Annotated in this window: 15 protein-coding genes and 1 pseudogene; 6 read left to right on the plus strand and 10 right to left on the minus strand. The window is 71.8% G+C overall.

Translation table 11 applies throughout. From position 1 onward, the window contains the following. Window positions 1-88: 88 nt before the first annotated feature. On the minus strand, window positions 89-1,828 hold the full coding sequence (locus AB0D94_RS22080) for a carbohydrate-binding module family 20 domain-containing protein (RefSeq protein WP_362054568.1): 1,740 nt from the start codon (window positions 1,826-1,828) through the stop codon (window positions 89-91). A gap of 223 nt (window positions 1,829-2,051) precedes the next feature. Here AB0D94_RS22080 and AB0D94_RS22085 point away from each other — a divergent pair, with 223 nt between their 5' ends. Beyond that, window positions 2,052-2,348 carry a hypothetical protein gene (locus AB0D94_RS22085; RefSeq protein ID WP_362054571.1) on the plus strand — a complete coding sequence of 99 codons (297 nt, stop codon included), beginning with the start codon at window positions 2,052-2,054 and terminating at the stop codon, window positions 2,346-2,348. 88 nt (window positions 2,349-2,436) lie between these two features. On the opposite strand, the gene AB0D94_RS22090 is transcribed toward AB0D94_RS22085, so the two are convergent. The 5 genes from AB0D94_RS22090 to AB0D94_RS22110 are packed head-to-tail and all read right to left on the minus strand — an operon-like array spanning window position 2,437 to window position 8,236. Next, the gene (locus tag AB0D94_RS22090) at window positions 2,437-3,453 is read right to left on the minus strand and encodes a LacI family DNA-binding transcriptional regulator (RefSeq protein WP_362054574.1); all 1,017 of its coding nucleotides are present in this window, start codon (window positions 3,451-3,453) and stop codon (window positions 2,437-2,439) included. After that, entirely contained in the window at window positions 3,441-5,030 is a 1,590-nt protein-coding gene (locus tag AB0D94_RS22095; protein ID WP_362054577.1) for a glycoside hydrolase family 13 protein, read from the minus strand. The genes AB0D94_RS22090 and AB0D94_RS22095 overlap by 13 nt, the downstream gene beginning before the upstream one ends. 53 nt (window positions 5,031-5,083) lie before the next feature. Beyond that, window positions 5,084-5,923, minus strand: coding sequence for a carbohydrate ABC transporter permease (locus AB0D94_RS22100; protein WP_362054580.1), 840 nt, complete (start codon window positions 5,921-5,923; stop codon window positions 5,084-5,086). Between the two features lie 2 nt (window positions 5,924-5,925). After that, window positions 5,926-6,954, minus strand: a complete 1,029-nt coding sequence (locus tag AB0D94_RS22105; RefSeq protein WP_362054583.1) for a sugar ABC transporter permease — start codon at window positions 6,952-6,954, stop codon at window positions 5,926-5,928. Between the two features lie 7 nt (window positions 6,955-6,961). Then, on the minus strand, window positions 6,962-8,236 hold the full coding sequence (locus tag AB0D94_RS22110) for an extracellular solute-binding protein (RefSeq protein ID WP_362054586.1): 1,275 nt from the start codon (window positions 8,234-8,236) through the stop codon (window positions 6,962-6,964). A gap of 222 nt (window positions 8,237-8,458) precedes the next feature. On the opposite strand from AB0D94_RS22110, the gene AB0D94_RS22115 reads away from it, so the two are divergent. The 3 genes from AB0D94_RS22115 to AB0D94_RS22125 all read left to right on the plus strand — a co-directional run bounded on the left by AB0D94_RS22115 (window position 8,459) and on the right by AB0D94_RS22125 (window position 12,191). Continuing rightward, complete coding sequence (locus AB0D94_RS22115; protein ID WP_362054589.1) at window positions 8,459-10,135, plus strand: glycoside hydrolase family 13 protein; 1,677 nt, start codon at window positions 8,459-8,461, stop codon at window positions 10,133-10,135. Between the two features lie 26 nt (window positions 10,136-10,161). Beyond that, a complete protein-coding gene (locus AB0D94_RS22120; protein ID WP_362054592.1) occupies window positions 10,162-11,193 on the plus strand; it encodes a LacI family DNA-binding transcriptional regulator in 1,032 nt (343 codons plus the stop codon). Between the two features lie 107 nt (window positions 11,194-11,300). Further along, window positions 11,301-12,191 (plus strand): phosphatase PAP2 family protein, encoded by an 891-nt coding sequence (locus tag AB0D94_RS22125; RefSeq protein ID WP_362054595.1) that lies wholly within the window; start codon window positions 11,301-11,303, stop codon window positions 12,189-12,191. Window positions 12,192-12,227: 36 nt separating this feature from the next. Here the strand turns inward: AB0D94_RS22125 and AB0D94_RS22130 are convergent, their stop codons facing one another. Then, on the minus strand, window positions 12,228-13,427 hold the full coding sequence (locus AB0D94_RS22130; protein ID WP_362054598.1) for a hypothetical protein: 1,200 nt from the start codon (window positions 13,425-13,427) through the stop codon (window positions 12,228-12,230). Between the two features lie 84 nt (window positions 13,428-13,511). On the opposite strand from AB0D94_RS22130, the gene AB0D94_RS22135 reads away from it, so the two are divergent. Then, window positions 13,512-13,895 (plus strand): hypothetical protein, encoded by a 384-nt coding sequence (locus AB0D94_RS22135; RefSeq protein ID WP_362054601.1) that lies wholly within the window; start codon window positions 13,512-13,514, stop codon window positions 13,893-13,895. Continuing rightward, a complete protein-coding gene (locus AB0D94_RS22140) occupies window positions 13,892-14,395 on the plus strand; it encodes a hypothetical protein (RefSeq protein WP_362054604.1) in 504 nt (167 codons plus the stop codon). Before AB0D94_RS22135 ends, AB0D94_RS22140 begins: the two co-directional genes overlap by 4 nt. 128 nt (window positions 14,396-14,523) lie before the next feature. Here the strand turns inward: AB0D94_RS22140 and AB0D94_RS22145 are convergent. From AB0D94_RS22145 to AB0D94_RS22155, 3 genes and pseudogenes are all read right to left on the minus strand, one after another. Beyond that, window positions 14,524-14,685: pseudogene (locus tag AB0D94_RS22145) on the minus strand (CorA family divalent cation transporter); the annotation flags it as partial. Between the two features lie 68 nt (window positions 14,686-14,753). Next, window positions 14,754-16,340 (minus strand): amidohydrolase, encoded by a 1,587-nt coding sequence (locus AB0D94_RS22150; protein WP_362054607.1) that lies wholly within the window; start codon window positions 16,338-16,340, stop codon window positions 14,754-14,756. Then, a complete protein-coding gene (locus tag AB0D94_RS22155) occupies window positions 16,262-17,923 on the minus strand; it encodes an amino acid permease (RefSeq protein ID WP_362054610.1) in 1,662 nt (553 codons plus the stop codon). Before AB0D94_RS22155 ends, AB0D94_RS22150 begins: the two co-directional genes overlap by 79 nt. Window positions 17,924-17,969 lie beyond the last annotated feature (46 nt).

The following is a 17,969-nucleotide window of genomic DNA, read 5'->3' on the forward strand; positions in this document are numbered from 1 at the left end:
TCTCCTTGTTCACGTGTCGCGTGGATGAGGGCCGCCCGGCACCCGTGGCGGGGTGGTGCGGTGCCGGGCGGCCCTGGTCTGTGGGCGGTCAGCTGCGCCAGGTGTCGGTCAGCGTGACCTTGCCGTTCGCCGGGACGGTCGCGGTGCGGTTGGCCCCGCTCTCCCAGGTGACGGTGCCGGAGGCGTCCTTGCGGACGTACTTGTAGGCGAAGGAGGTGCCGGGCGGGAGGGTGACGTCCAGCTTCCAGACGGGGTACGAGGCCGGGTCGAGCCTGAGGGCGGCGGCGGTGTTCCAGCCGCCGAGTTCGGCGCGGTCCCCGGTGACGAGGACGTCCTGGCCGGGCACGGTGGTGGCGTTGACCGCGAAGGAGGCGCCGGTCGTCACCGCGGGCGGCGGCGTGCTCCCGCCGGAGCAGGTACGGGCGCCCGTGTGCAGGGCGACGGCGGTTCCGGCGCCGACGGTGGCGGTGAACCGGCCGGCGGAGTCCACGGTGACGGTGCGGCCGCTCTGCACGTCGCAGTAGTCGCCGCCCGCCAGGGAGGTCTGGAAGGTCCGGGTCAGGGCCGAGCCCTCGTGGTTGATCGCGACGTAGGCCTTGGTGCCGCGGCCGAAGGCGATCTGGTCGCCGCCGTTGTCCCACCAGTCGGTGACGGACTGGCCGCGGGCGGCGTTGCGCAGGGCCACCATGGAGGAGATCTCCCGCCAGGCGTGCTGGCACTTCCAGCCGTCGCTGTAACAGGCGTTCACCGCGCCGCCGTTCGGCGGGCCGGCGTCCTTGTCGGTCCACTCGTAGCCGGAGTGCACGTCCGGGGCGCCGTAGGGCCAGGCCAGCATGAACACGTTGGCGAGGGTGTAGGCGGAGCCGTTCTTGTAGCTGAGGGTGTCGCCGCCGCGCTCGGTGTCGTGGTTGTCGACGAAGACGCCGGCCTGCCCGCTCGGCATGTGGCCCCAGGCCTCGCCGAAGTTCTTCAGGTAGGCCAGGTTCTCGTTCTGGAAGACCCGCTTCAGGTCCCGGGCGTAGCGGAACTCCTGCACGTCGCCGTTGCCGAGGTACTCGCTCGGCGAGACGGCCTCGCCGGCCCCGTGGATGGCCTCCTGCTTCCAGTAGACGCCGGGATTGCTCAGCCTGGACTTGATGTTGGCGAGGTCGGCGGCGGGCATGTGCTTGGCGGCGTCGATCCGGAAGCCGTCGACGCCCAGCGACAGCAGGTCGTTCAGGTACCCGGCGATCCGGCCGCGCACGTAGTCCTCGCCGGTGTCGAGGTCGGCGAGCTGCACCAGCTCGCAGTTCTGGACGTTGCCCCGGTCCTGGTAGTTCGAGATCGCCGCCCGGCAGTCGTCCATGTCGGAGCCGGAGTAGATGCCCGGATACCCGTACTTCGTGTACGAACTCCCCCCGGTCCCCGTCCCGTCACCGGCGGCCATGTGGTTGATGACGGAGTCGGCGACGACCTTCACCCCGGCGGCGTGACAGGTGTCGACCATGGCCTTGAACGCGGCCCGGTCCCCGAGCCGCCCGGCGATCTTGTAACTGACGGGCTGGTACGAGGTCCACCACTGGGCCCCCTGGATGTGCTCCTGGGGCGGCGACACCTGCACGTACCCGTAACCGGCGGGCCCAAGACTCTCGCCGCAGGCCTTGGCCACGGCATCGAACCGCCACTCGAACAGCACGGCGGTGACGTCCTTCGCCCCGGGCGGCGCGGCCTGCGCCTGCGGCGCCTGGGCGGTGAGGGCCGTGGCGGCCAGGGCGGCGGCGGCCAGCAGGGTGGTGGTGGCGCGGGTGGTTCCGGTCGTTCTTGCAGCTCTGACGGCTCTGGCAGGCATGCGGGGGCCTCCTGGCGGAAGAGGTGGGGATTGCAGCGACCGTAGGGGCCCGGCAGAAGCACTGCAAGAGCTTGCGCAAGAGATTGCAGAATTGTTTCTTGGGCGTATCCTGCCGAAGGGGCAGGCCAGCCGCGACGTTTCTCCGGTGAAGCGACCCGGCCGATCGGGTGACCCCCGCACCGAAGACCCCTCCGGCCCGTCGCCCGGCCCCTATCAACAGGGCATGATCAAGCACCTGTTGCGCGGCACGGCCGCGCTCGCCCTCACCCTGGCCGCCACGGCGGCCCCCGCGACCGCGTACGCCGCCGACGCACCCACGTTCACCTGCCGGAAGCTCACGTTCAGCGGCCGGGCCATCGACGCCGGCCCCTGCGGAGTCACCGGCTCACCGGGCCCGCTCCAACCCGCCTACATCGTCCAGGCCGACACCGGCTACAAGTGGTACTGCCCCCAGACCATCTCCCACCTGTACATGGGGGTCTGGGTCGTCAAGGCCCGCGACTGCAAGACCTCCGGCTGAACCGGGCACGAGGCCGGGCGGGCCGGGCGGCGTCGGCCCGCCCGGCCGGCCCGGCGCCGCTCCCGGCGAGCGGGAGCGCCCCGTGTCCTCAGTTCCCCGGCGCCTGCGCCGTTGAGCCGCGGACCACCAGCTCCGGCTGGAAGACGTACTCCGTGCGCTGGACCGGTGTGCCGGACACCGCCTCCAGCAGGGCGCCCACCGCTGCCGTGGCCATCGCCCGTACCGGCTGGCGCACCGTCGTCAGCGGCGGGTCCGTGAACGCGATCAGCGGGGAGTCGTCGAAGCCGACCACCGACACGTCCTCCGGCACGCGCAGCCCCCGCTCGCGGACCGCCCGGATGACGCCCAGCGCCATCGGGTCGCTGCCGCACACGATGCCCGTGCAGCCGCGCTCCAGCAGGGCGATGCCCGCCGCGTGGCCGCCCTCCACCGTGAACAGCGTGCGCTGGATGAGCCCTTCGGAGGCGGCCCCGGGCACGGCGGCGAGGAAGCCCTGCTCCTTGCGCGCCGACGGCACGTACCGCGTGGGCCCGATGGCCAGGCCGATCCTGCGGTGCCCGAGGTCCTCCAGGTGCCGTACCGCCATGTCCGCCGCCGCCCGGTCGTCCGGGGAGACGAAGGGGGCGCTGATCCGCTCGTTGAAGCCGTTGATCAGCACGAACGGGACCCCGCGCGCCGCCAGCCGCTGGTAGCGCGCCGGGTCCGCCGCCGAGTCCGCGTGCAGGCCCGACAGGAAGACGATCCCGGTGACACCCCGCTCCTCCAGCTGCTCGACCAGCTCGTCCTCGGTGGCCCCGCCCGGGGTCTGCGTGCACAGCACCGGGGTGTAGCCGTGCCCGGCCAGCGCCTGCTCGATGACCTGCGCGAACGCCGGGAAGATCGGGTTGGTGAGCTCCGGTATCAGCAGCCCGACCAGGCCGTTGCTGCGGCGCTTGAGCCGTACGGGCCGCTCGTAGCCCAGCAGGTCCAGCGCGGCCAGCACCTTGTGCCGGGTGCCGACCGCCACGCCCGACTTGCCGTTGAGCACACGGCTGACGGTCGCCTCGCTGACCTGGGCCTGCGCGGCGATGTCCGTCAGCCGCAGCGGGGAGGTCACACCTGCCACCACACCGTGGAGTCGGCGGGCAGCACATCGGTGTCGGCGAGTTCACCGCTGGCCAGCAGGACCGTGCCCGGCGCGGGCAGCCGTACCGGCGCGTCCGTGGTGTTCGCCGTGCAGACGAAGTCGCCGCGCCGGAAGGCCAGTACGCCCTGCGGAGCCGGCAGCCACTCGACGGCGTCGCCCGCGCCCAGCGCCGGGTGCGCGCGCCGGATCTGCAGCGCCGCCCGGTACAGCTCCAGCGTGGACGCCGGTTCACCGGTCTGCGCCTCGACGCTCAGCCCGGCCCACTCGGCGGGCTGCGGAAGCCAGCTGCCGCCCGTCCCGAAGCCGTACGGGGCCTGCTCGCCGGACCACGGGATCGGGACGCGGCAGCCGTCGCGCAGCCCTTCCTGGCCGTTCGCCTTGAAGAAGGAGGGGTCCTGGCGCACCTCGTCCGGCAGGTCAACGACCTCGGGCAGGCCCAGTTCCTCGCCCTGGTAGACGTACGCCGACCCGGGCAGGGCCAGCATCAGCAGCGCGGCGGCCCGCGCCCGCTCCAGGCTGCCGAACCGGGTCCGGTGCCGGACGACGTCGTGGTTGGACAGCACCCACGTCGTCGGCGCGCCGACCGGCCGCATCGAGTCGAGCGAGTCGTCGATGGCCCCGCGCAGCGCCTCGGCGTCCCAGCCGGTGCTCAGGTAGTGGAAGTTGAAGGCCTGGTGCAGCTCGTCGGGGCGCAGGTAGAGCGCGGTGCGCTCGGCGCTGGGGGTCCAGGCCTCGGCGACGCCGATGCGGTCGCCGGCGTACTCGTCGAGGACCAGGCGCCAGGAGCGGTAGATCTCGTGGACGCCGTCCTGGTCGAAGAAGGGGAGCACCTGGTTGCCGAGCAGCTTGAGCTGCTCGTCGCGGCCGAGGTCGGGCAGGCCGGGAGCCTTGACGAGGCCGTGGGCGACGTCGATGCGGAAGCCGTCGGCGCCGAGGTCGAGCCAGAACCGCAGGATGGAGCGGAACTCGTCCTGGACGGCCGGGTGTTCCCAGTTGAAGTCGGGCTGCTCGGGCGCGAAGAGGTGCAGGTACCACTCGCCGTCCGCGACGCGGGTCCAGGCGGGCCCGCCGAAGATGGACTCCCAGTCGTTCGGCGGCTCGGCGCCGTCGGCCCCGCGGCCCGGGCGGAAGTGGAACCGCTCGCGCAGCGGGGTGCCGGGGCCTTCGCGCAGCGCCTGCTTGAACCATTCGTGCTGGTCGGAGCAGTGGTTGGGGACGAGGTCGACGATGATCCGCAGGTCCAGGGCGTGGGCCTCGCGGATCACGGCGTCGGCGTCGTGCAGGGTGCCGAACATAGGGTCGATGGCCCGGTAGTCGGCGACGTCGTAGCCCGCGTCGGCCTGTGGGGAGGCGTAGAACGGGCTCAGCCAGACGGCGTCGACGCCCAGTTCCTTGAGGTAGGGCAGGCGGCTGCGGATGCCTTCGAGGTCCCCCATGCCGTCCCCGTTGGAGTCGGCGAAGCTGCGCGGATAGACCTGGTAGATCACCGCGTCTCTCCACCAGCCGGGCGTGGTGCCGGTGGAGGTGGGAAGTGCGTCGGCGAGGTGCTGGGTCATGTCGTCCTTGAAGAGGTCGGGCCGGGGGTGAGAGGGGGCAGGCGTGGGGGTGGTCAGCCCTTGGTTGCGCCTGCCGTCATCCCGGCGACGAGGTGACGCTGGGCGAAGACGAAGAAGATCGCTGCCGGGATGGCGATGAGGACGGAGGCCGCGCTCATCGCCCCCCAGTTGGAGGTGTACTGCGTGACGAAGGTCTGCAGGCCGCCGGCCAGGGTGAGGTTCTCCTCGCCGACCATGAAGGCGGAGGCGTACGCGACCTCGCCCCAGGCGGTGATGAAGGCGTAGAAGCCGGTGACGGCGAGGCCGGGCTTGGCGAGCGGCAGGATCAGCCGCCAGAAGGTGCCGAAGGGGTTGAGCCCGTCGACGCGGCCGGATTCGTCGATCTCCACCGGGATGGTGTCGAAGAAGCCCTTCATCATCCAGGCGCAGAACGGCACGGCGATGGTGAGGTAGGTGATGATCAGCCCGAGGGGCTGGTTGAGCAGCCCGAGGTCGCCCATCAGGTTGTAGAGCGGGACGATCAGGATGGCCATCGGGAACATCTGCGTGATGAGCAGGGTCCACATCAGGGGCCGCATGCCGGGGAACTTGAAGCGGCTGACCGCGTACCCGGTGGTGGCGGCGATGAAGACGCCGAGGACCGTGGTGACGCCGGCGACCAGGACGGAGTTCGCGAACCAGCTGAAGAAGTGGCTCGACTCCAGCAGGTACGTGTAGTTGCCGAGGGTCGGCTGCTTCACGAAGTCCGTGGTGATCGCGTGCTCGGCGGGCTTGAGCGAGGTCAGCAGGATCCACAGGACCGGGAAGACGGCGACCACGGACGCGACGAGCAGCGTGACGTGCAGGCCCACGGAGGCGAGGGGGGCGCGGCGGCCCCGCGTGCGGGTGGTCATGGTCACCACACCTCTCCCTGCTTGCGCAGCGAGCGCCGGTAGACCAGCGCGAAGATCATGAGCAGGGCGAGGATCAGTACGCCCCACGTCGCGGAGCCGGCGAAGTCGCGCGGGCTGGCGATGAACGCCTCGCGGAAGGCCTGGGTCACCAGGATCTCGGTGGAGTCGCCGGGACCGCCCCGGGTGAGCAGGAAGATCACCGGGAACATGTTGAAGGTCCAGATGGTGGAGAGCAGGATCACCGTCATGCTGACGGCGCGCAGGCCGGGCAGGGTGATGTGCCGGAACCGCTGCCAGGCGCTCGCGCCGTCCATCTCGGCGGCCTCGTAGAGCTCGCCGGGGATGGACTGCAGACCGCCGAGCAGGGCGACCATCATGAAGGGGACGCCGAGCCAGACGTTGACGGTGACGACCGAGAGCTTGGCCCAGGTCGGGTCGTCGAGCCACGGGATGGCGGAGATGCCGCCGCCTTCGAGGACCTTGTTGAGGATGCCGTTGTCGCGGTTGAAGAGGAACCGCCAGGCGAAGACGGACACGAAGCCGGGGACGGCCCAGGGCAGGATGAGCGCCATCCGGTAGGCGGCGCGGCCCCGGAAGTCCCGGTTGAGCATGTTGGCCAGGACCAGGCCGAGGGTGAAGGTGATGGACACGCAGGCGACGGTCCACACCACCGTCCACACCAGCCGCTGCAGGAAGACCGGGTCACCGAGCACGGCCACGTAGTTGTCGAGCCCGACGAACTCGTACGTGGCCTCGATGTGGTTCGCGCCGATCGTCCGGGCGACGTTGCGCTCGTTGGCGTCCGTCAGCGACAGGTAGACGCCGCGGACGAGCGGCCAGCCGATGATCACGCCGAGGACGAGCACCACCGGGGCGACCATGGCCCAGGCGTACCAGTGGGTGGCCAGGGCACGCCCCAGTCCACCGCGCTTCCCGCTGTCAGTCCTGCGGCCCCGGCCGCGGGCGTCGTCGGTCTTGCCGACTCCGTCGCCCGCGGCCGTGGCCACCGACTGGCTGGTGTGAGCAGCCATGGTTTCTTTACTTCCAGCCCTTGAGGATCTTGCGGAACTCGGCACCGGCCGCCTTGGCCGCGTCCTCCGGGGTGGAGGCCCCGGTGATGGCCTTGGTGTACTCGACCTTCAGCGGCTCGAAGAGGGAGCCGTTCTCCGGGATCCAGGCGCGCTCGACGGCCTTGTCCACGGCGGGCTTGAAGAACTGGACCATCTCGCTGCTCTTGACGTCCGGCGCCTCGTAGGCGGCGGTACGGGTCGGGAGCAGGCTCAGGTCCTTGGCGGACTGGACCTGGACCTCCTGGGAGGTCATGTAGTCCACGAAGGCGTGGGCCGCGGCGCGGTTCTTGGAGCCCGCGTAGACGCCGAGGTCGTGGCCGCCCTGCGGGGCGCCCGCCTTGACCGAGCCGGCCGGGACGGCGGCGACGCCGAGGTTGGCCTTGTCCTTGAACTGGTCGCCGGCGTAGGTGTCGGCGACGGCCCACGGGCCGTTGATCATCATGGCGGCCTCGCCAGACTTGAAGGCCGTCTGCATGTTGGTCCAGCCGTCTGTGGCGTTGGTGACCGCCGCGCCGGAGGTGACCAGCTCACGAGCGGTCTTGAAGGCCTTGACGCCCGCCTCGTTGTCGACGGTGACCTTCTTGTTCTTGGCGTCGACCAGGTCGCCGCCCTCGCCGTAGATCAGCGGGAGGAACCAGTAGGAGTCGTCGCCGCGCAGGTAGAGCCCGGCCTTGCCGCTCTTCGCCTTGATCGCGGCGGCGGCCGTCTTCAGCTCCTCCAGGGTGGTGGGGGGCTGGACGCCGGCGTCGGCGAGCATCTTCTTGTTGTAGAAGAGGCCGAGGGTGTCGATGACCTGCGGCACCGCGTAGGTCTTGCCCTCGTACTTGCCGCTGGCCGCGGCCTGCGGCAGGAACTCGGCGTCGACCTTCTTCGCCGTCTCGGCCGGCACCTCGTCGAGGTAGCCCAGCGAGGCGAAGTCGGCCACCCAGCCGACGTCGGCGCGGATCACGTCGGGAGCGTCGGAACCGCTGCTGAAGGCGTTCTTGACCTTGTTCTGCGCGTCGCCGTACGGAACGTTGACGTACTTGACGGTCACCTTCGGGTGCTTCGCGGTGAACGCCTCGGCGATCTTCTGGAAGCTGGCCTTCTCGGCGTCGTTCGACGTGTCCCACCAGGTGACGGTGCCGGAGAGCTCGCCGCCGGCCTTCGTCTCGCCGGCCGCGTCCTTGTCGTCCCCACCGCAAGCCGTCGCCGCGAGCGCCAGGGCCGCGACCAGCGCGGTGGCCGCTATGCCACGCCGCATATGAACTCCTTCGATGATCCCGGCCGCGCCCTCGCGGTCCCGAGTTGCCGAGAACGTAACAAGACTGAAAGCCGACCGAAAGAGCTTGCGGCAATTTTCTGCAAGACCTGCTGATCGTTACATCCGTGTGTCCGTACGGTTGCCGCAGCTTGCTGTTAGTTCGAGTCGTCTTCGACTGTCCGGGCCCGCAACCAGGGGGCGTGTACTCGCGTTGACCCCGATATGACCCATGAGCTGACCGCTTCCCGGCTTGCAAGCGCTTCCAGCAACATGACAGCGAGCGGTGACTGGTGGCGCGATGCCGTCATTTACCAGGTGTACGTGAGGTCCTTCGCGGACAGCGACGGCGACGGCGTCGGCGACCTGCGCGGGGTGCGCGAGCGCCTCCCGCACCTGGCCCGGCTCGGGGTCGACGCCGTGTGGCTCACCCCCTTCTACGTCTCCCCGCAGGCGGACGGCGGCTACGACGTCGCCGACTACCGCGCGGTGGACCCGCTCTTCGGCGACCTCGCCGACGCCGACGACCTCGTCCGGGCGGCCCACGCCCTCGGCCTGCGGGTCATCGTCGACGTGGTGCCGAACCACACCTCCGACCAGCACCCCTGGTTCCGCGCCGCCCTCGCCGGGGAGCCGGGGGCCCGGGAGCGCTACCACTTCCACCCGGGGCGCGGCGCCGCCGGAGCGCAGCCGCCGAACGACTGGGAGTCCGTCTTCGGCGGGCCCGCCTGGACCCGCACCCCGGACGGGCAGTGGTACCTGCACCTCTTCGCCCCCGAGCAGCCCGACCTGAACTGGGAGCACCCCGAGGTCGCCGAGGAGTTCGCCTCGGTCCTGCGGTTCTGGCTCGACCTGGGCATCGACGGCTTCCGCGTCGACGTCGCCCACGGCATGGTCAAGGCCCCCGGCCTCCCGGATCTCGGGCACGGGGCCCAGGCCACCCTCATCGGCACCCAGCCGCTCCCCTTCTTCGACCAGGACGGGGTCCATGAGATCCACCGCTCCTGGCGGCGGCTCCTGGACTCCTACGAGGGCCCGCGCATCGGCGTCGCCGAGGCCTGGGCCCCGAGCTCCGAGCGGCTCGCGCTGTACGTGCGCCCCGACGAGCTGCACCAGGCCTTCAACTTCCGCTTCCTGAAGTGCCCCTGGGACGCCGAGGGGATGCGCACCGTCATCGACGAGTCCCTGGCCGCCACCACCTCCGTCGGGGCGCCGACCACCTGGGTGCTCTCCAACCACGACGTCGTACGGCACGTGACGCGGTACGGGGGCGGGGCCCGCGGCCTGGCCCGGGCGCGGGCGGCCGCGCTGCTGATGCTGGCCCTGCCCGGGTCTGCGTACGTCTACCAGGGCGAGGAGCTGGGCCTTCCCGAGGTGCTGGACCTCCCCGACGCGGCCCGCAAGGACCCGGCCTTCCTGCGGAGCGCCGGCCAGGACGGGCTGCGCGACGGGTGCCGGGTGCCGATCCCCTGGTCCGGGGCGCAGCCGCCGTACGGGTTCGGGCCGGGCGGCAGCTGGCTGCCGCAGCCCGCGGGGTGGGACGGGCTGAGCGTCGCCGCCCAGACCGGCGACCCGCACTCCACGCTGGAGCTGTACCGCGCGGCCCTGGAACTGCGCCGGGCCCTGCCGGGTCTGGGCGCCCCGGAGGCCGGCTGGGCGCAGACCGCTGGTGAGGCCGGTTCCGAGGACGGGGCCCCGGGCCCCACCGGGATGCGGTGGCTGCCCGCGCCGGAGGGGGTGCTCCTGTTCACCCGGCCCGGCTTCGCCTGCACCTTCAACACCCGCCCCACCCCGGTCGAACTGCCCGCGCCCGGACGTCCCGTACTCTCCAGTGCCCCCGTGGAGACCGACGGCCGCACGGTCCTGCTTCCCCCCGATTCGTGCACGTGGTGGGCAATCTGAACGTGCGACCGGTACAGTCCAATCCCGTGACCGCACGGCTTGCCGACATCGCAACCCAGGCGGGGGTCAGCGAAGCCACAGTCAGCCGCGTGCTCAACGGCAAGCCCGGTGTGGCCGCCGGCACCCGTGAGTCCGTACTGGCCGCGCTCGACGTGCTCGGCTACGAGCGGCCCGTCCGGCTGCGCCAGCGCAGCGCGGGCCTCGTCGGTCTGATAACCCCCGAGTTGGACAACCCCATCTTCCCGGCGCTCGCCCAGGTCATCGGCCAGGCGCTGACCCGCCAGGGGTACACGCCGGTGCTGGCCACGCAGACGCCCGGCGGGTCCACCGAGGACGAGCTGACCGAGATGCTGGTCGACCGCGGGGTCTCCGGGATCATCTTCGTCTCCGGCCTGCACGCCGACACGACGGCCGACATGGGCCGCTACGACCAGCTCCGCGGGCAGGGCGTCCCGTACGTCCTCATCAACGGGTTCTCCGACAAGGTGCAGGCCCCCTTCGTCTCCCCCGACGACCGTGCCGCGATGCAGCTGGCCGTGACCCACCTGACCGCGCTCGGGCACACGAGGATCGGGCTCGCGGTCGGGCCGAAGCGGTTCGTGCCCGTGCTGCGCAAGATCGAGGGCTTCCGGCTCGGCATGAAGGAGCGCCTCGGGCTCTCCGAGGCCGAGGCGGAAGAGCTGATCCAGCATTCCCTGTACACGCTGGAGGGCGGCCAGGCCGCAGCGACCGCGCTGATCGCCCGCGGGTGCACGGCGGTGGTGTGCGCGAGCGACATGATGGCGCTCGGCGCGATCCGGGCCGCCCGGCAGCAGGGGCTGCGGGTGCCGCAGGACGTCTCGGTCGTCGGCTTCGACGACTCCCCACTGATAGCTTTCACCGATCCGCCGCTGACCACCATCCGGCAGCCGGTGCAAGCCATGGGGCAGGCGGCCGTACGGACCCTGCTGGAGGAGATCGGCGGTACGCCGGCCCCGCACAGCGAGTTCGTCTTCCTGCCCGAGCTGGTGGTCCGCGGCTCCACGGCGTCGGGCCCGGGGCAGAGCCGCAGGCCGTAGGGCGTGAGGCGGAGGGGCCGGAGTCCTCCCCAGGGCGGAGCGGAGGCGCCGAAGACCGTCCCGAGGGATGATCGGAGGCGAGATCGTATCTGGCAGACTCTCTCCCCATGGGTGAAGCGAGCGTGAAGACACTGGAAACCCGGACGGACGTCTCGTCACCCCAAGTGACCGAGAGCGAGACCCGGCCGGGGTCCGAGCGCGCGTTGCTCACCCGGCTGCGGAGCCCGCGCCGGCCGACGATCTGGTTCGAGATCCTGCTCATCGCGGTCAGCTACTGGACGTACTCGCTGATCCGCAACGCGGTGCCCGAGCAGAAGGCGGCCGCCCTCGCGAACGCCGACTGGATCTGGAACGCCGAGCGCGCCCTGGGCATCGCCGTCGAGGAGTCCGTCAACCACGCCGTGAACTCGGTGACGTGGCTGATCGTGGGCATGAACTACTACTACGCCACGCTCCACTTCGTCGTGACCATCGGCGTGCTGGTGTGGATCTACCGTTTTCATCCCGGGCGTTACGCGGCCACCCGGCTCGTGCTCTTCGCCACGACGGGCGTGGCCCTGGTCGGCTACTACCTCTACCCGCTCGCGCCGCCCCGGCTGATGAACGGCCAGAACTTCGTCGACACCGTGCTGGTGCACCACACCTGGGGCTCCATGGCCTCCGGGAACCTCAAACACATGTCGAACCAGTACGCCGCCATGCCCTCGATGCACATAGGGTGGTCGCTCTGGTGCGGGCTGACGATCTTCGCGGTCGCCTCGGCCCCGTGGGCCCGGATCCTGGGCCTGCTCTACCCGACGGTGACCCTCGTCGTCATCGTGGCCACCGCCAACCACTTCTGGCTCGACGCCGTGGGCGGCATGCTCTGCCTCGCCTTCGGGTACACGGTGTCGCGGAGCTGGTTCGGCTCCCTCCCCCACCGCCTGCCGCGCCACCCCCTGCACACGGGTCCCCACCCGGCGGCGGACCTGCTGAACCGCTTCCGCACCCGGGCTTGAGGACAGGGGGCACCGGGAGCGTGACTCCCGCCGGCCCTACCCTCGTCCTTGTCCTCGCCACCTCCGCAGCAGTCCTCCCCGCCCGGCAGCGGGCTCGGGCGTCCACGCCACGACCTCGGCAGCGGGGCCGTCCGCGCCCGGGCCGATCCGCTCCAGGGCCCCGGTGAGGGTGCGTACGTAGGCCTCGTCGGCCAGGATCCGCCCACTCTCGAAGGGCTGGCTGAGCCGCTCCTCGGTGGCCAGGATCCCGCGGAGCAGAGGCACCGCCTCGGAGGCCGGCGCGCCGATCTCCCCGAGGCGGAGCACGGCCTCCTGGACCGGCAGGTCCGGCCGTCCCGTCCAGGCCGGGTCCACGGCCGCCAGCAGCACCGGCACGGCGGGCTCCGGGTCTCCGGTGATCCGCCAGTACGCGTGCGCGGCGGCGACCCGAGTCCACGCGCCCGGCGATTCCATCAGGCCCCGCACGGTGTCCGCGTGCGCGGCGGCCGCCGGGCCAAGGTCGGCGAGGAAGGGCAGGCCGTGGCTGCTGCTCCCCGATTTCACGGCCGAGCCGCACACGTCGAGGGCGAGGGTGGCGTCCCCGGTGACCCTCCAGTGCGCCCAGGCGGCCAGCCTCGGGTGATGGCGTCCCGTGAGCTCGGCGCGGCCGGTGGCGAAGTCGGCCAGCCGGTTCGCGGTGCCGACGGCTGCGGGGCCGATCCGGCCGAGGACGCGCAGGGCGTCGTAGGCGTGCGGCGTCTCCAGGTACCGGACCACCTCGGGCACGGCGGGCGCGGCGGCCGGACCCCAGAGCGCGAGGAGTTCGAGTGTGAACATGCTCGCGTGGTATTTCGCCGGGTCCTGTCGCAGGACGGTCCGCATCGTCGGGAGCAGGTCCGCGGCGGGCAGCGCGGCCAGGATGCGGGCGTGCGAGCGCTGGGACGGAAGGTGGCCCTCTCCCGCGAGGCGCCGCAGGGCGGGCAGCGCCCGGACGTCGCCCATACCGGCGAGGGCGAACGCGTGCAGTTGGATGGCACGGCCGGAGGTACGGGCGAAGCCGCGGAGCAGCCGGTCGAGGGCATGGGCGATCCGGTCGGCATGCCCGGAGACGGCCGGGCCGGCCTGGAGCATCGCGGAATCGGCGTGCCGGCTGGACGCCGAGCCGGTGCAGACCGCTTCGACGACTGCCTCCCAGCACCACGGATCCGGCCGCCGGTACCGGAACACGGCCTCGACGGCGGAATCCAGCCGTCTCACGGGGTGGCGGCGTACCCCGAGACGGCGCGGTACCTCAGCAGTGATCCCCTCGGGCTCGACCCCGCGCCCAATCCGACGACCTACGTGCACAACCCACACACCTGGTCCGACCCCCTGGGGCTCAAGCCCTGCAAGATCCGGGTCTCTCCGGTCGCCTCCGACTGGGCCACCAAGGGCGCGCACATCCACATCCCCCTGAAGAAGGGGAAGGAACACGAAGTAAGCATCACCGTGGACAAGGATGGCAACATCAAGGGTGCTCCCATCAGGCTCGAGGACGGCTGGGCATCGGACAAGAGCGTCCAGCAAGCCGTGGACGCCGTGAACAACGATCCGAAGCTGCGCGCGGACCTTCTGGCCAAGGCCAAGTCGGCGAAGGAGCACATGGACGACCACAACTGGGGCAACACGCAGAACCGCTCCTCCGAAATGCAAGCCCTGATCGACAAATTGGAGAACTGGCCGTGACCGGCATCGAATTCCTCGCTTCCTTCATCGCGGCCGGACGCATGCACGGGATCGGCATCGGCTCCACCCTCGACGATGTCGACCGCGCCGTCTCCCACCGCTTCGTCGATGTCGTCGACGAGGGAGGAGCATCGCTTCGCCGCGATTACGGATTCGTCGAGTTCTACTTCAACCCCGGCGAGAAGTGGGTGATGTCCGGCGGGTCGATCGAGTTGCACCGGCTCGCATCCGGCTACGACATGGCGGAGGAATGGGCCCGCACCATGGGTGTCGAGTTCCCCCGCTACGTCGCCTGGGAGGATGTGCGGGACGCGCTCGCCTGCGTCCCCGAGGCCCCGGAATTCAAGGTTACCGACCAGGGCGGCTTCCTCGAATACCGGGCGGCCGCGTCCAACGTCTCCGTCCTCGTCGTGGACGACGACGAGGAGGAGCGGGGCTACCACGCAGGGAACGGGGACGTATGGAGCGTCAGCCTGTGGGCGCCGGTACGTGCGAGGTGACTATTTGAGGGGCCGCCGCAGGGTGGCGGCCCCACTGTGCCCGCATCGCCATGCGCCCAACCGTCTTGAACCATACGGCTGATGGCGCCAAGGGCGCTGCCCGCCCGTCCAGGCTGGCCGGCCCTGGTCATCAGAAGGATTGCGAAGGGGGTGCCGCCTGCCCATTTGAGTTCCGGCATGTCCTCGAAGGTCATGCCGTAGAAGGTGCCGATCAGGGTGGGGGCGAAGAGGATGGCGGCCCAGGAGGAGATCTTCTTGATCTCCTCGTTCTGTTCGAAGCCGGCTTCGGCGCGGTCCGACAACGCGGCGAAGTGCCGTACCAGGCGGCGCGGGCCCGCGAAGATCGCCCGGACAGGGCCTAGCCTTCGCCTCCCCGGTGGGTGATCCGCCCGCCCGACACCGTGAGGCGCACCGGGGCCCCGGCCAGTTCGTCCACCCCGGCCGTGACCGGGTCGAGGGCGAAGGCCGTGAGGTCCGCCCGGAAGCCGGGCGCGATCCGGCCCGCCACCCGCTCCTCCCCCGCCGCCAGCGCCGCGTGCGAGGTCATGCCCTCCAGCGCCATCAGCCCGGTCAGGGCGGGCCCGGCGGCGGCCGCGCCGAGCGGGCTGCGGGCGGTGACCAGGACGTGGCGGGCGTCGTAGTGCGCGATGGGCCAGTCCGAGCCCAGCGCGAGCACGGCCCCCGCGTCCCGCAGGTCGCGGCAGCGCCAGGCCCGGCGGGCCCGGTCCCCACCCAGCCGGGTGGACCACTCGTCGCTGTGGTCGGCCCGGGTGTACGCGGTGTGCGGGGGCTGCATGGAGGCGATCACCCCGAGCTCCGCGAACCGCTTCAGCTGGTCGTCGGGGACGGTCTCGATGTGCTCGATCCGGTGCCTCATCCGGGCCTGCCCGCCCAGTGCGGCCACGGTGTCCAGGACGTACCGGACGGCCGCGTCGCCGATGGCGTGGGTCGCGGTACGGACCCCGGCGGCGTCCAGGGCGCGGACCGCGCCGGTGTAGGCCCGCGGGTCGGGCCAGAAGGCCTCGGTGCCCCGGCCGTGGCAGTCGGCGTGCTCCAGCCAGGCGGTGCCGCCCTCGACCGTGCCGTCCATGAAGAACTTGACGCCGCCGACCTGCCAGTGGCGGCCGGCCAGCCGCTGGAGCGCGATCAGCTCCGCGAGCTCCTCCTCGTCCGCTCCGGGCATGCACCAGGGAGCCAGGCGCAGCCGCAGCGGCAGGTGGCCCTCGTACTCGACGGTGGACAGGAGCGCGGGCACGTCCCCGTCGCCGAGGTCCATCACGTGGGCGCCGGTCAGGCCGGTGGCGGCCATGTCGCCGAGCAGCTCGACGAGCCGGCTGCGGCGCTCGGCGCGCGAGGGCTTGGGGACCAGGGCGCCGACCAGGTTCATCGCCGCGTGCTCGACGAGGTGGCCGGTGGGGCGGCCGGAGCCGTCGCAGGCGATCTCGGAGCGCTGGGCGAAGGCGCGGGGTCCGTTGATCCCCGCGGCGGCCAGGGCCGCGCCGCTGGCCAGGGCGGAGTGGCCGTCGTAGAGGCGCAGGAAGGCGGGGGCGCCGTCCAGTGCCTCCTCGATGAGGTCCCGGTGCACGGGGCGGCCGCCGAAGACGTTGTGGTCGAGGCCGTGGCCGGTGATCCAGCCGTGCCGGCGTTCGGCGGCGCGCAGGGCGGCCGAGAGCTGGCCGAGGTCCCGGACGGCGGAGAGGTCGGTGCCGGTGCCCATCTCGATGCCCCAGACGGGGTGGCTGTGGGCGTCGGTGAGGCCGGGGGTGAGGGTGGCGCCGCCGAGGTCGATCACCTCGGTGCCGGGGCCGCGCCAGTCGCGTACGTCGGCCTCGTCGCCTACGGCCGCGATCCCGCCGTCCCGCAGGGCTACCGCGCGGGCTTCGGGACGGGCCGGGTCGAGGGTGCGGACGCGGGCTCCGGTGAGGACGGTGTCGGCAGCGGGCACGGCGGTTCTTCTCCTACGGGGGCGGGGTCTTGGGCAGCGGGGTCTTCGGCGGCGGGCCCTTCAGCGGCGGGCTCTTCGGCGAAGCGGGCGTACACCTCGGGGCGGCGGATCCTGAGCCGCCGGGCGAGGACGAGGCCGGCGAGGAAGACGGCGGGGACGAGGGACACGAGGACGGTGTTGACGGTGGTCGAGGCCATCGTGAAGAGGCCGACCTTGGCGATGACCAGGAGGATCGCCGCGGCCAGCAGCACGGCGGCGGTGACGGGCGCGACCACGGTGCGCCAGGGGCCTTCGGTGTGGGCGGTGCGCCGGAAGTAGACGGGTACGGCGACGGCGGCGAGCAGCATCAGCGCCATGAGGCCGATCATGCCAGGGGTGTTCACCCAGAGCAGGAGCTGTTGGTAGGGGTCGGCTCCGGCGAGGGCGAAGCCGAGGACGATGACGGCGCCGAGGACGGTCTGGGCGAGGCCGGCCAGGTACGGGGAGCGGTGGCGGGGATGGATCCGGCCGAGGGCGGCGGGCAGGACGCCTTCCTCGGAGAGGGCGAGCACGTACCGGTTGATGGCGTTGTGGAAGGCGAGGAGGGAGGCGATGACGCTGGTGACGATGAACAGGTGCATCAGGTCCGCCGCCCAGGGGCCGACGTAGGTGGTGATGGCGGCGAAGAAGAGGCCGCCCGGGTCCGCGGCGGCGGCCGCCATGACCTCCTCGGCGCCGAAGGCCTGGATGACGGTCCAGACGATGAAGGCGTAGAAGAGTCCGAGGAAGGCGACGGCGATGTAAGTGGCGCGCGGGATGGTGCGGTCGGGGTCGCGGGCCTCGCGGCGGTAGATGACGGTGGACTCGAAGCCGGTGAACGCGGCGAAGGCGAAGGCCAGGACGGCGGCGGTGCCGGGGACGAGCACGGCGCCGGGCGCGAAGCCCGCGGCGGACAGCCCGTGGGCGCCGCCCTCGGCCAGTACTCCGGCGGCGAGCAGGACGAGTATCCCGGTCTCGGCGACGAGCAGCACACCGAGGAGCTTGGCGCCGAAGTCGATGGAGCGGAAGCCGCCGTACCAGACGAGCAGGAGCCCGGCGAGGGAGACGGGCAGCCAGGGGACGTCCAGGCCCCACAGGGCGTGGGCGGTGTCGGCGGTGGTGGTGCCCAGGAGTCCGTAGACGCCGATCTCCATGCCGTTGTACCCGACGAGGGCCAGGAGGGCGGCGCCGATGCCGGCGTGCTTGCCGAGGCCGCGGGCGATGTACGCGTAGAAGGCGCCGCCGCTGCGGACGTGGCGGCTCATGGTGGTGAAGCCGACGGCGAAGACGGCGAGGGTGAGACCGGCGAGGAGGTAGCCGGCGGGAGCGCCGATGCCGCCGAGGAGGATCGCGACGGGGGCGACGCCGGCCATGACGGTGAGGGGGGCGGCGGCGGAGACGACGAAGAAGGAGATGTCGGCGGTGCCGAGCGCTGCGCGGCGGAGGGCGGGGGGCGGGTTTCCGGCGGGGGCCGGGTCTCCGGCGGGGGCCGGGGCTCCGGCCGGTGGTGGGCTTCCGGCCGGTGGTGGGCTTCCGGCGGGTGGCGGCGTCGGCGTGTCGGGCATGCGGGGGCACCCTTCTGCGAACGGCAGGCGGCGGGGAACCGAAAAC

The sequence above is a fragment of the Streptomyces sp. NPDC048255 genome, assembly GCF_040652415.1.
GTDB lineage: Bacteria > Actinomycetota > Actinomycetes > Streptomycetales > Streptomycetaceae > Streptomyces.